The sequence below is a fragment of the Clostridium sp. M62/1 genome (genome assembly GCF_020736365.1).
In the GTDB taxonomy this organism is placed as follows: Bacteria; Bacillota; Clostridia; order Lachnospirales; family Lachnospiraceae; genus Otoolea; species Otoolea saccharolyticum_A.
Window position 1 is genome coordinate 1,742,306 of record NZ_CP085988.1, and the last position, 12,887, is coordinate 1,755,192.

Sequence of the window (12,887 nt, forward strand, 5' to 3'; positions counted from 1 at the left end):
GAGAAAGGAGGCAGTGAACGGGCAGAATTTAGCTACTTTCTTTTTTGGAAGGGGTGTGATAAGATGATACCAGATGCGGCTGGCCTGCGTCCTGAGAATATCAGGCCGGGCTGCCGCTGAAGCATTCCGGGAGGTCAAAGCGCCGGGAAAGCGTAAGACCTGGAAAAAACAGGCGCGCGGCAGCGAATGGAACATAAGGGTTCCCAAAGGAGCGAGTCGCTCTTTTTGTCAGAAGGGAGGGGCAGGCAGCGCTGTCTGCCTTCCAAATCATCTGCACCGTACAGGGAGCGCCCATGCGGTGCATGAACGCCGGTATCCCCTGCGGGGATATTCAGTACGGCTCCGAAGATTCGGCATTGCTGTGACAGTGCCGCCCGCCTGAATGCTGTGAGACTGACTGAGGCTGCAGGCTGTGACTGTACAGGAGAGGAAGGGATTTAAGATGGGAGAGACAGGGCTGTGGAATCACTGCAGCAGCAGGCAGTGCGTGGAGATGATTCTCTCAATGAAACTTCTGGGCTATGCCTCCCTCACAGAGGAGCAGGAGCTTTCTGTCCTCTACGAACTGAGCAATCATGCGTCCCGCCATTACAGGGAGGCGGTGATCCCGAAACGGACGGGAGGTGTCCGGCATCTGATGGTTCCAGACAGCACACTGAAGGCAGTACAGCGGCGGATTCTTAGGAATGTTCTCTCCGGACTTGAACTTTCTGAACAGGCATACGCCTACAGGAAGGGAGTGGGAATCAGGGAAAATGCGGCTGTCCATACGGGGCAGGAAAAGATTCTCAAGCTGGATATTCATGACTTTTTCGGAAGCATAACCAGCTCCAGCGTCTATGGGCTGGCGTTTCCAGGAACTGTGTTCCCTCCCCAGGTGAGAGGTCTTCTGACTTCCCTGTGCTGTCTGAGAGGAAGGCTTCCCCAGGGCTCTCCTGCTTCTCCGGCCATTTCCAATCTGGTGATGCGGCCCTTTGATGAGCATATGGGACTCTGGTGCCGCGAGAGAAATATCAGATACAGCCGCTACTGCGACGACATGACCTTTTCCGGCAGCTTTGATGCGGGCAAAGTCATCCGGAAGGTTTCCGGCTTTCTGTCTGAGAGGGGCATGAGGCTGAACTGGAAAAAGACGGGAGTTTACGGGAAAAACTGCCGCCAGGAGGTGACGGGCCTTACGGTCAATGAGAAGGTGCAGCTTCCAAAAGAATTGAGAAGACAGCTTCGCATGGAATGCTATTACTGCCGCAGATTCGGGACGGAGAGCCATATGGAGCGCCTGGGCCTGGCAGAAAGTGAGAGTGAGGAGCACTTTCTGATGAGGCTTTTAGGAAGGCTTGAATATGCTCTGAGCGTCAGCCCCGGCGCAAAGGAGTTTGAACAGGAGAGGGAGTATTTCCGGGAGCAGCTGAAAGCCCTCAGAGAGAGAAGGGCACAGAAAAATCAGAAGGGATGAGCGGTTCACCCATCCAATAAGGAGGACAAGATCATGGAGATTGAGAGAAGAGAGAATGCCAACGGAGGAAAAGGAACGATTTTTGTTAAGCGCATCCTGAATGAAGAGGAGTTAAATGGAAAGTGCAAGATGTTTGCCGAGGTGACGATCCCGGCAGGGTGTTCCCTGGGTTACCATGTTCACAGCAGGGAGAGCGAAACCTACTATATCGTAAAAGGGCAGGGCGAGTATAATGACAATGGAACCACAAGGATTGTAAATCCGGGAGACCGTACCTTTACCCCTGACGGCTGCGGGCACGGGATCGCAAATAACACGGAGGAGGAGCTGGTGTTTATGGCTCTGATTATTCCGGATTAAGATAAAATTTTGCGCAGAGCAGGAAAGCCAGCCTGGCATCGTGGAATGAAAATCCGCAGGAATGCGGCATAGTTCCGGATGTCAGGCCTTTGTGATCGGGCATGCAAAAGCCGGAAGAGACGAAAGGCTCACCGGCAGAAAAGACAGTATGGCAGAAAGACAGTGCCGCAGAAAAACAGCAGGGACAGCGAAAGGAGCAGGGAGTGAAACGACACAGATTCAGATTTACCATATACAGCGGGGTTCTGGTTCTCATCCTTCTTTTTCTGGCTCTTCAGGGGAAGAGGCCGGATAAACAGCTCATGTTTGATGAGAATTCCAGGACGGATATTTATATACATACAGAGACCGGCCAGGAGCCGGCCATCGATCCGGCGGACTTTTTTCCGGATGTTGAGGGGCTTTCCCTGGATCTGTTCGAATATGATCTGAGCGGATGCAGTTTGGAACAGCCGGGGGAATATACGGTTCCGGTTTATTATGACGGAAAGAAGACAAATGCCGTTCTCCGCATAATCGTTGAGGACGGCAGCACAGGCGGCGAGGAGACGGCGGGCGTGCTGTCCGACACAGCAGGACAGGAGATGGCCGGGGAGGTCAGGGAAAAGCCGCTGCCGGGCAATTTCGTTTATGAGGGCAGCGGAGAGGAAAGGGAGGTGGAACCGTGAAGTTCTTTCATCTTTCCGATCTCCATATCGGAAAACAGCTGAACGGGTGGAGCCTCAGGGAGAACCAGGAGGCTGTGCTGGGACAGATAGTGAGGTATGCAGAGGAATACCGGCCGGATGCGGTTCTGATCTGCGGGGATATCTATGACAAGTCTGTCCCCTCCGGGGAGGCATATTCCATATTTGGAGGATTTCTGGAACGCCTGGCAGGGATCGGGATTCCGGTGCTTGTGATTGCCGGAAATCATGACAGCCCGGAGCGTCTGAGCTTTGCGGGGCAGATTCTCGAGAAGGAGCGTATTTTTATCAGTTCATTTCCTCCGTCAGAGAAGGGGGAACGCCTGAGGCGGGTGACGCTGTCCGACAGGTGGGGGGAGGTGGATTTCTACCTCTTTCCTTTTATGAGACCCGGGTACGTGCGCCGGCTTTTGGCGGCAGAGAGCGGTGAGCAGGAGGATATATCGGTTCAGAGCCTCACCTATGATCAGGCGTTCCGGCTGATGCTTGAGAGGGAGGAGATTGACAGCAGCAGGAGAAATGTGATCCTCTGCCACCAGTTTTTTGTGAGCGCCTCTGAAAAGCCGGACACCTGTGAGTCAGAAACGGCTGTGCTCATGGCGGGAGGGCTGGACCAGATTGATATTTCAGCCCTTGACTGCTTTGATTATGCCGCTCTGGGGCACCTCCATGGCTCCCAGAGGGTGGGAAGAGAGTCCGCCCGCTACTGCGGAACACCCTATAAGTATTCCGTCAGTGAGGAGCGCCACAGGAAGGCTGTGGTTATGGTGGAGCTTGGAAGAAAGGGGGAGGAGCCCCTTCTCTCGTTTCTGCCCTTAGCCGGGGTTCAGGACGTGCGAAAGGAGAGAGGAACCCTTAAACAGGTCCTGAGCCGGGCTTTTGAACCGTCCTGCCATGATTTTGTAAGCATTGTCCTGACCGATGAGAGGGAACCGGCCAACTTCAGGGAACAGCTGAGGGAGAAATACGATCACATTCTGGAGATAAGGATTGACAATGAGAGGACGAGAAGGAGACTTGAAGACGAAAAAGAGCCGATTCCCGTGTTAAAGCCCATGGAGGCGTTTCGCCAGTTCTTTTCCATGATTTTGAACAGCGATCTGACAGAGGAGGAGGAGAGGCTCATGGCCCAGGTGATTGAGGAAGCGAAGGAGGAAGAGGATTGAAGCCGCTGAGACTTGTCATGTCTGCTTTTGGCTCTTACCTGAAGCAGACGGAAATTGATTTTGAAGCTCTGGGGGACGGGATTTTTCTGATCACAGGCGATACGGGAGCCGGAAAAACCACCATCTTTGATGCCATAGCCTTTGCCCTTTACGGGGAGACCAGCGGCCAGAGAAGGGACGGCTCTATGATGCGCAGCCAGTCTGCCTTACCAAAGCAGGAGACCAGGGTGGAACTGGTATTTTCAGACAGAGGAGAGGTTTACCGGATTGTGAGAAGCCCCTCCTATGAACGTCCGAGTCTGAGAAAGAAGAAGGACGGGGAGCAGGCCATGACGACCCAGCCGGCCAGAGTATCACTGTTTCTTCCGGACGGCTCGGAATTTCCCGGAAAGATTTCAGATGTCAATGAAAAAATACGGGAGATTGTGGGAGTTGACAGAGGGCAGTTTTCACAGACGGCTATGATTGCCCAGGGGGAGTACATGAGGCTTCTAACAGCAGGCTCCAGAGAGAGAAAGGAGATCTTTTCGAGAATTTTTGATACAGGAGTGTATGAGCGGATTCAGCGAAAGCTCAGAGAGCGAAACAGCGAGCTTGCAAAGAAGCTGGAGGACAATGGGAAGTTCTGCCTGCGGGAAGCTGAGCGCATCCGTGTGCCCGAGGAGAGCGGACTTGCCCCCAGGTGGGAGCAGGCAGTTTCCAGCCTGGAGAGCTGCCCGGAGGAGATTCTGGCTGTTTCAAAGGAGGCGTGCAGCTTCAGCAGGATGGAGGCTGAGAAGGAGCGCAGGGAGGATGAGAGACTGGTCGATGAGCTGCACAGGCTGGGCAGCAGGATTGAGAGAGCCCGGCGCGTGTCTGAGCTTAAAGAGCAGGAGAAAGCGGCGGAGGAACACCTGCGCCTGCTCCAGAGTTCTCAGGAGGTGTTTGAAGAGAAAAAGAGAAGGCTAAAACTGGGCAGGCAGGCGGCGCCGGTCTGGCAGAAGGAGGACGAAGCCAGGAAAAAGGAGGGAGAGTGGATCGAAGCGGGGGAGAGGCTCGGGGAGATAAAGGAAAAACTCTCAGCGCTCTCGGAAGATTTTTTGCAGGCAGAGAAGGACAGCGGGGAGGCAGAAAGCAGATACCGCGCAGAACAGCCGGGGCTTTTAGAGCAGGAGCAGGAACTGAAACGCTCCCTTCCTCTCTACCGTGAGCTGGAACAGTGCATGGCCTCCATCCGTGCAGAGGAGGTTCGCAGGGAGAGGACAAAGAGGGAGGAGGAGGCTTCTGCTGAAGGGCAGGAGGACTGTCTGAAACGCCTGGCTGCCCTGAAGGCGGAGAGAGAGGAAAAAAGAGACAGCGGCCTGAACCTGGAACGGTGCAGGGCTGAGATAGAGCGGCTGAAAAAGAGAAAGGACGAAGTTACCCAGCTTGGACGAAAGTTAAAGGAGCTGGAAGAGAGGGAGAAACGCTTAAAAGAGGAGCAGGATATTCTGGGCAGGGAGAGCAGGAACTATGAGCAGGCCGCCGCTGACTACGACAGGCTGTACCGGATATTTATACTGTCCCAGGCGGGGCTTCTGGCAGAGGAGCTCAGGGAGGGAAAGCCCTGCCCGGTCTGCGGTTCCTTAAGCCATCCCTGCCCTGCCCGGCTTCTGGATGAGCGCGTGACGGCAGAACAGCTGGATCGTGCAAAGAAAGTGAGAGAAACGGCTGACAGGGCTGCGAGAGAGCGCTTAGCCTGTGTGCGGGCCCTGAAAGCCGAGACAGGGGTAGTAAAAAGCCAGTGTGAAGCTATGTATGAGGCCATCAGAAAGCCAGGGGCGGATGAAGTTAAAGAACACGCGGTCTTTGACAGGCAGAATGCCTTTCAGGAAATGAGAGAGCTGTTTTTTGAACTTCAGGAAGAGCAGAGGCAGAGAGAGCGGGAAGAAAAAGAGTGGGAGAAGGCCAGGATCCGCCTGTCAGAGATTGACGTTTTGATGGAGAAGGAGGAGAAAAAAAGAGAGGATCTGGAAAGGAAGAGAAAGGAACTCTCCGGAGAGCTGGCAGGGACGGAGTCCAGGCTGAGCAGCCTGAAGGCGAGATACGAGGAGCAGAAAAAGCAGCTCCTCTTTGAGACAGGTGAGCAGGCAGAGGAGAGGCTTTCCAGGATACAGGAGGCTGCCGGAAAGCTCCTGGCCGAAAAGGAGAAGGCGGAAAAAAGGAAGGAGGAGCTTGGAAGGCAGACCGGTCTTCTGAAGGGGCGGCTGGCCTCCGAGGAGGAAAAAGAGAGGAAGCTTCTTAGTCAGAAAGAGCAGATTTACGGTGAGTGGCAGGAGCTTCTCCAGAAAATGGGATTTTCAGGAGAGGAGGAATACAGGAGTGCGATTCTTAAGGAGGGGGAACAGGAGCGCCTGGAAGCTGATATTTCACAGTACGAGCAGAGTCTTACTGCCGCCTCTTCCGCCCTTTTGCAGTGCCAAAAAAGCCTGGAGGGATTAGAAGAGGAGGAGCTTTCGCCTCTCCTCGAGAAGGAAGAGGCCATGAAGCAGGAGCGGCGGCTTGCCTCTTTCAGGCTTTCTGAGTCAGCCTCCAGACTGGCGGAAAATGAGGGAGCCTGCAGGGAGCTTGAAAGGCTCCTTGGAAAGAGAAGGAGGCTTCTTGAAGAATACGGGCCGGTCAACCGTCTCTGCCTGGCTGCAGACGGGAAGGTGAGCGGCACGGCGCGGATGGATTTCCAGACCTATGTGCAGAGACAGTACTTTTCCCAGATGATCCATGCGGCAAACATCAGGCTCAGGCGGATGACGCAGGGGCAGTTTCTCCTTCGGTGCCGGGAGTTTGGAGATCTCAGCCTGCGCGGGGAGGCAGGCCTGGATCTGGATGTATACAGTGTGGACACAGACAGCGTCCGGGATGTGAAAACCCTCTCCGGCGGCGAGGCCTTTCTGGCGGCCCTTTCCATGGCTCTCGCCATGGCAGATGTGATCCAGAATACGGCGGGGAGCGTGGAGATGGATGCGCTGTTTATCGACGAGGGCTTCGGCTCGCTGGATGATGAGGCCAGAGCCAGGGCGATCTCCGTTCTCAAAGAGCTGTCAGGCGGAAAGCGCATGATCGGCATTATCTCCCACGTGGCAGAGCTGAGAGAGCAGATGGGAAGGAAAATCGTAGTGAAAAAGGGGGAGGAAGGTAGCTTCATCCGTCTGGAGACGGAAGAGTAGGCGGGAGAAGAGGTTTCCTTCGCAGGAGCAAAAGCGGCGGGAAAGCGTTAGCCCGCCGTGCAGAAAGCGAGGAAAACCTATGGTTTTCCTCGCTTAGGGGCTTCGCCCCATGAAGGGAAAGAAGGAGAAAGCATACGGTGAGCAAGCTCCCCGCCTGCTTTTCCTTTCTTTCCCTTCGCACGGCTCAGGTGTACTGAAATTTATACACCGATTATTATGATTACGTTAAATTTTCCAATTGTTAATTTTTTTTCACTATGGTATACTATTTTCGATGGTTCTTACTGTGAAATTGTGACATATAATTCACATTTTTTACAGGGAAGAAAATAAACTAGAGAAAGAGGGTTTATTAGATGGGTTTGGCTACATTTATAGGCGGTATTCATCCATTCGAGGGCAAAGAACTGTCTGAGGATAAACCGATTCAGATTCTTCCCCCGGTTCAGGGTGAAGAGATGGTATTCCCGCTGTCCCAGCACATCGGCGCTCCTGCCCGTCCTCTTGTTAAGAAGGGCGATCAGGTATTAAAAGGCCAGATAATTGCTGAGGCCGGCGGCTTTATTTCTGCCAATGTCATCTGTTCCGTCTCCGGCACGGTGAAGGGGATTGAGCCTAGGCTGGTGGCGAACGGCGCCATGGTTGACTCCATTGTTGTGGAGAACGACGGACAGGACAACGCGGCAGAAGGATTCGGTGAGAAGAGGGATTACACCAAGCTCTCCAAGGAAGAGATTCGCGGCATCATTAAGGATGCAGGAATTGTCGGATTGGGAGGAGCAGGCTTCCCGACACATGTAAAGCTGACTCCAAAGGACGACGCTGCCATTGACACAGTAATCGTAAACGGCGCTGAGTGTGAGCCGTATCTGACAAGCGATTACAGGCTTATGATGGAGCAGCCGGAGAAGATTATCGGCGGACTGAAGGTCATCTTACAGCTCTTTGACAATGCAAAGGGCGTGATCGGTATTGAAAACAATAAGCCGGAGGCGATTAAGAAGATTACCGAGATGGTGAAGGATGAGCCGAGAATCGAGGTATGTCCTCTTCTTACAAAGTATCCCCAGGGCGGCGAGCGTACTTTGATTTACGCGGTGACAAAGAGAGAGATCAACTCCTCCATGCTGCCGGCGGATGCAGGCTGCGTGGTGGACAACATTGACACGGTTGTCTCTATTTATAATGCAGTGTGCGAATCCACTCCGCTTATCAGAAAGATTATCACAGTAACCGGCGATGCCATTGCAAATCCGCAGAACTTTGAGGTAAGGCTGGGAACAAGCTACAACCGTCTGGTTGAGGCAGCCGGAGGCTTTAAGGAGCAGCCGGAAAAAATGATTTCCGGAGGCCCCATGATGGGACAGGCGCTGTTCTCCACAGACTTCCCGGTAGCCAAGACCTCCTCTGCGCTGACTACTTTCACAAAGGATGAGGTTGCGGCACAGGAGCCGACTCCATGTATCCGCTGCGGGCGCTGCGTGGATGTATGTCCTGAGCACCTGGTTCCACAGCTTATGATGTCCGTTGCCGAGAGAGGCGATCTGGAGGGCTTCCAGAAATTAAACGGCATGGAGTGCGTGGAGTGCGGATGCTGCGCGTTTACCTGTCCGGCCAAGAGGCCGTTAACTCAGGCCTTCAAGGAAATGAGAAAGGCTGTTGCGGCAAGCCGCAGAAAGTAGGAGGTGTGAAGAAATGGGAAAATTATTTAACGTATCGTCATCACCTCACGTGAGAAACAAGATCACCACGCAGAGCATCATGTTTGACGTGGCGATTGCTATGATTCCTGCGAGTGTATACGGTGTATGGCAGTTCGGAATGCACGCCCTGCTGGTGCTGATTGCGACAGTAGTTGCCTGCGTGCTCTCCGAGTATGTATATGAGAAACTGATGAAGAAGCCGATCACCATTTCCGACGGAAGTGCTGTTGTAACAGGTATGATCCTGGCCCTCAACATGCCGCCGCAGATTCCGCTGTGGATGCCGTGTCTGGGAGGCGTGTTCGCGATCATCGTTGTAAAACAGCTTTACGGAGGACTTGGACAGAACTGGATGAACCCGGCTCTGGCAGCCAGATGCTTCCTCCTGATTTCCTTTGCAGGAAAGATGACAACCTTTACGGAACCGTTTTCTGACGCTGTTGCCAGTGCCACACCTCTTGCACAGTTAAAGGCAGGGGAAACTGTTGACGTGATGGCCATGTTCGTCGGACGGATTCCGGGAACCATCGGTGAGGTTTCTGTGATCGCTCTGTTAATCGGAGCTGCATACCTGGTTTGGAGAAGAGTCATCTCCCTCAGAATCCCGCTTACATACATTGCCACTGTGGCAGTATTTGCGGCGATTTACAGCGGCTTTGATATGTACTATGTGGCAGCCCACATCTGCGGCGGCGGACTGATCTTCGGTGCCTTCTTCATGGCAACAGATTATGTTACAAGCCCGATTACTCCAAAGGGACAGTATGTATTCGGAATCTGCCTGGGACTTCTCACGGCTCTGTTCCGTATCTTCGGCGGTTCTGCAGAGGGCGTTTCCTACGCGATCATCTTCTGCAACATTCTCACTCCGCTGATTGAGAAATATACCCTTCCGACAGCATTTGGAAAAAAGGGAGGTAAGAAATAATGGCAGGAAAATCTGGATTTATGAAAGACGCCTTCATCCTGTTTGCAATCACCCTCATTTCCGGTCTTGCACTGGGAGGCGTATATGAGGTAACAAAGGAACCTATTGAACAGGCAACTATTGCGGCAAATAATGCAACGTACCAGTCTGTTCTTCCTGAGGCCAGCAGCTTCGAGGAAGATACAAGCCTGGCATCTTCCATTGAAACCTGCAATACAGAGCTTGCCGGGATGGACTTTGGAAATGTAGGCGTTGACAGCGTTCTTATTGCAAAAGACAGCTCCGGAGCAGAGGCAGGATATGTGATTAATACACATTCTAACGACAGCTACGGCGGTCCGGTTGAAATCTCTGTAGGCTTTAATGCAGAGGGAAGCATTTCCGCTATTGGCTTCCTGGCCATTGATGATACTCCAGGTCTGGGCTTAAAGGCCAAGGAGCCGGCATTCAAGGATCAGTATGTGGGAAAGAATGCTGATGCACTTACAGTAACGAAGTCAGGAAACGCCGGAGAGACAGAGATTAACTCCATCAGCGGCGCTACTATCACTTCCAGTGCAACAACAAATGCAGTAAATGCAGCTCTGTATTTCCTGCACAATTATTTAAACTAACAGGAGGTGGGATTCATGGGAAAATGTATGGAGCGTTTATATAACGGTATTGTCAAGGAAAACCCAACCTTCGTCCTGATGTTAGGTATGTGTCCGACCCTGGCTGTAACCACATCGGCCGTCAACGGTCTGGGCATGGGACTTTCCACCACAGCCGTTCTTATATTTTCAAACCTGATTATTGCGCTGCTGCGAAACATTATTCCGGATCGTGTTCGTATCCCGGCATTTATCGTTATTGTAGCCAGCCTTGTAACTATTGTACAGCTTTTAATTCAGGGTTATCTGCCCTCCCTTTACACGGCTCTGGGCGTATACATCCCGTTGATCGTAGTAAACTGTATCATTCTGGGCCGTGCAGAAGCATATGCTTCCAAGAATGATGCCCTTTCCTCCGCTTTCGACGGACTTGGAATGGGACTTGGATTTACCATTGCTCTGACATGTATCGGTGCCGTGCGTGAGATCTTAGGTTCCGGAGGTGTATTTGGATTTACCTTTATCCCGGAAGATTTCCGCATTTCCATCTTTGTTCTGGCTCCAGGTGCTTTCTTCGTACTTTCTATTTTGCAGGCATTGCAGAACAAGTTTAAGGCTCCGTCTGCCACAAATGGTTCCGTAAAGCGCTCTGAGCTTGTCTGCGGAGGCGACTGTCTTCACTGCCAGGGCTCTGCATGCTCTGCGAACCACGCCCTGATTGCCGAGAAGGTAGCTGAGGAGGCTGCGAGAAAGGCAGCAGAGAAGAAGGCGGCAGCTGAAAAGGCGGCAGCAGCAAAGAAGGCAGCAGCTGAAAAAGCAGCGCAGGAGCAGAAAGCGGAGACTCCTGCAGCAGAGGCAAAAAAGGAAGCTGACGCTTCCAAGACAGAGTAGGAGGAATGGATAGATGAAAGAATTACTTTTAATTGCCATCGGCCAGGCCCTGGTAAATAACGTCGTATTAAGCCAGTTCCTCGGACTTTGTCCGTTCCTTGGCGTATCCAAAAAGGTAGAGACATCTGCCGGAATGGGCGCAGCCGTTATCTTCGTTATTACCATTGCATCTGCGGTGACAAACATAATTTATACAGTATTCCTGAACCCGGAGACGAATATTATCGTCATCGGCGGACAGCATGTCGATCTGAATTATCTGCAGACGATTGTATTTATCCTTGTTATTGCAGCTTTAGTACAGTTCGTGGAGATGTTCCTGAAGAAGAACATGGTTTCCCTGTATCAGTCCCTGGGTGTTTACCTGCCTCTGATTACAACAAACTGTGCGGTACTCGGTGTTGCCCTGAATAACGTAACAGACGGATATAACTTCATCCAGAGCGTTGTCAGCGGTATCGGTATTTCCGTCGGATTTACAATTGCTATTATTTTGCTTGCAGGCGTGCGCGAGAAGATCGAGCACAACGATGTGCCCTACAATTTCCAGGGTTCACCGATTGTCCTTATCACTGCAGGTCTGATGTCAATTGCATTTTTCGGATTTTCCGGATTAATTTAAGGGAGGAAACGAAGGATGAGTGTAACAGGTATTATTATCGCTGCCGTAATCGTCGGCGCTACCGGTATCATCATCGGTGTGCTCCTCGGGATTGCCAGTGAAAAGTTTAAAGTAGAAGTGGACGAGAGAGAGATTCTCGTCAGAGAAGAGCTGCCGGGAAACAACTGCGGCGGCTGCGGTTATCCCGGATGTGACGGTCTGGCGAAGGCCATCGCCGAGGGAAAAGCAGCCGTTGACGCCTGTCCGGTAGGAGGCGCCCCGGTAGGAGCTAAGATTGCAGCTATCATGGGCGTGGAGGCAGGTACCAGCGAGAAGAAGGTTGCCTTTGTAAAATGTAAGGGAACCTGCGACAAGACAAGGGTTCAGTACAATTACTACGGCATCCGGGACTGCAAGAAGGCATCTGTCGTGCCTGGCGCCGGAGATAAGGCCTGCTCTTACGGATGCATGGGCTTTGGCTCCTGTGTGGCTGCCTGCCAGTTTGACGCCATCCATGTTGTCGACGGCATTGCAGTTGTGGACAAGGAAAAATGCGTGGCCTGCGGCAAATGTGTAGCTGCCTGCCCGCAGAAGTTAATTGAGCTTGTTCCCTACAAGGCAGAGCATCTGGTACAGTGCAATTCCCACGACAAGGGGCCGGCTGTCAAGGCAAAATGCGACGCCGGATGTATCGGATGTACCCTGTGCACCAAGCAGTGTGAATTCGACGCCATCCACATGGACAACAATGTGGCTGTCATCGACTATGAGAAATGTACAAACTGCGGCAAGTGCGCAGAGAAGTGCCCGGTTAAGGTTATCAAGTAGAGGTCAGAAAAACTCAGGCAGTTGTTTCTTTCCTTTTATATCCTGAACAAGGCAGATTGAAAACGTTATGTAAAAAGAAAAACGTCATGGGTAGTCAGAAAAACTCTGATTGTCTATGGCGTTTTTATTTTTGTATATCAAGAGTTTCACAGAACGAACGGATCATAATTTAACTGCAAGTACAATACGAAATGGTCTTATGTGGTATATAATGAAATACGAGATATAAAAACAGAGGTGGGGAGACACCATGTCTATTTACATTACGGGAGATTGCCACGGGGACTACCGCCGATTCAGCACGGAGATATTCCTGGAGCAATATATGATGGGAAAGAAAGACTACGTAATCATCTGCGGCGATTTTGGTTATAGGTCGGAAGATTGTGTATGCAGATTTTTGCGATAAAATGGACAGAGAATCAGAAGATTTTAGAGCAAAAACGATTTATAAGCAAGAGCCAGAATATAAAGAGCGTACAAGTATTTTGAG

At 52.0% G+C, this 12,887-nt stretch carries 11 protein-coding genes; all 11 read left to right on the plus strand.

The window, feature by feature from the left end; all coding sequences use genetic code 11:
- The first annotated feature begins 442 nt into the window (after positions 1–442).
- The 11 genes from LK436_RS08235 (at position 443) to LK436_RS08285 (ending at position 12,394) form a co-directional block, all read left to right on the plus strand.
- Positions 443–1,456, plus strand: a complete 1,014-nt coding sequence (locus tag LK436_RS08235) for a reverse transcriptase family protein (RefSeq protein WP_044930613.1) — start codon at positions 443–445, stop codon at positions 1,454–1,456.
- Between the two features lie 33 nt (positions 1,457–1,489).
- On the plus strand, positions 1,490–1,816 hold the full coding sequence (locus LK436_RS08240; protein ID WP_008395643.1) for a cupin domain-containing protein: 327 nt from the start codon (positions 1,490–1,492) through the stop codon (positions 1,814–1,816).
- Positions 1,817–2,019: 203 nt separating this feature from the next.
- The gene (locus LK436_RS08245; RefSeq protein WP_021966306.1) at positions 2,020–2,484 is read left to right on the plus strand and encodes a hypothetical protein; all 465 of its coding nucleotides are present in this window, start codon (positions 2,020–2,022) and stop codon (positions 2,482–2,484) included.
- Positions 2,481–3,668 (plus strand): exonuclease SbcCD subunit D, encoded by a 1,188-nt coding sequence (locus tag LK436_RS08250; RefSeq protein WP_008395640.1) that lies wholly within the window; start codon positions 2,481–2,483, stop codon positions 3,666–3,668. Before LK436_RS08245 ends, LK436_RS08250 begins: the two co-directional genes overlap by 4 nt.
- The gene (locus LK436_RS08255; protein WP_044930611.1) at positions 3,665–6,850 is read left to right on the plus strand and encodes an AAA family ATPase; all 3,186 of its coding nucleotides are present in this window, start codon (positions 3,665–3,667) and stop codon (positions 6,848–6,850) included. Before LK436_RS08250 ends, LK436_RS08255 begins: the two co-directional genes overlap by 4 nt.
- 356 nt (positions 6,851–7,206) lie before the next feature.
- The gene (gene rsxC / locus LK436_RS08260) at positions 7,207–8,532 is read left to right on the plus strand and encodes an electron transport complex subunit RsxC (RefSeq protein WP_008395638.1); all 1,326 of its coding nucleotides are present in this window, start codon (positions 7,207–7,209) and stop codon (positions 8,530–8,532) included.
- Between the two features lie 13 nt (positions 8,533–8,545).
- Positions 8,546–9,481, plus strand: a complete 936-nt coding sequence (locus tag LK436_RS08265; RefSeq protein ID WP_015544163.1) for an RnfABCDGE type electron transport complex subunit D — start codon at positions 8,546–8,548, stop codon at positions 9,479–9,481.
- Positions 9,481–10,095: an FMN-binding protein gene (locus LK436_RS08270; RefSeq protein WP_008395636.1), complete on the plus strand. Its 615-nt coding sequence runs from the start codon at positions 9,481–9,483 to the stop codon at positions 10,093–10,095. The genes LK436_RS08265 and LK436_RS08270 overlap by 1 nt, the downstream gene beginning before the upstream one ends.
- Before the next feature lie 15 nt (positions 10,096–10,110).
- Positions 10,111–10,965: an electron transport complex subunit RsxE gene (gene rsxE, locus LK436_RS08275; protein ID WP_021966309.1), complete on the plus strand. Its 855-nt coding sequence runs from the start codon at positions 10,111–10,113 to the stop codon at positions 10,963–10,965.
- A gap of 13 nt (positions 10,966–10,978) precedes the next feature.
- Positions 10,979–11,587, plus strand: coding sequence for an electron transport complex protein RnfA (locus LK436_RS08280; RefSeq protein WP_008395634.1), 609 nt, complete (start codon positions 10,979–10,981; stop codon positions 11,585–11,587).
- A gap of 15 nt (positions 11,588–11,602) precedes the next feature.
- A complete protein-coding gene (locus LK436_RS08285; protein ID WP_008395633.1) occupies positions 11,603–12,394 on the plus strand; it encodes an RnfABCDGE type electron transport complex subunit B in 792 nt (263 codons plus the stop codon).
- Positions 12,395–12,887 lie beyond the last annotated feature (493 nt).

Coding starts and splice junctions, on each gene's coding strand:
- LK436_RS08235 (WP_044930613.1), top strand. CDS start 443: ATGGGAGAGACAGGGCTGTGGAATCACTGCAGCAGCAGGCAGTGCGTG.
- LK436_RS08240 (WP_008395643.1), top strand. CDS start 1,490: ATGGAGATTGAGAGAAGAGAGAATGCCAACGGAGGAAAAGGAACGATT.
- rsxC (WP_008395638.1), top strand. CDS start 7,207: ATGGGTTTGGCTACATTTATAGGCGGTATTCATCCATTCGAGGGCAAA.
- LK436_RS08265 (WP_015544163.1), top strand. CDS start 8,546: ATGGGAAAATTATTTAACGTATCGTCATCACCTCACGTGAGAAACAAG.
- LK436_RS08270 (WP_008395636.1), top strand. CDS start 9,481: ATGGCAGGAAAATCTGGATTTATGAAAGACGCCTTCATCCTGTTTGCA.
- rsxE (WP_021966309.1), top strand. CDS start 10,111: ATGGGAAAATGTATGGAGCGTTTATATAACGGTATTGTCAAGGAAAAC.
- LK436_RS08280 (WP_008395634.1), top strand. CDS start 10,979: ATGAAAGAATTACTTTTAATTGCCATCGGCCAGGCCCTGGTAAATAAC.
- LK436_RS08285 (WP_008395633.1), top strand. CDS start 11,603: ATGAGTGTAACAGGTATTATTATCGCTGCCGTAATCGTCGGCGCTACC.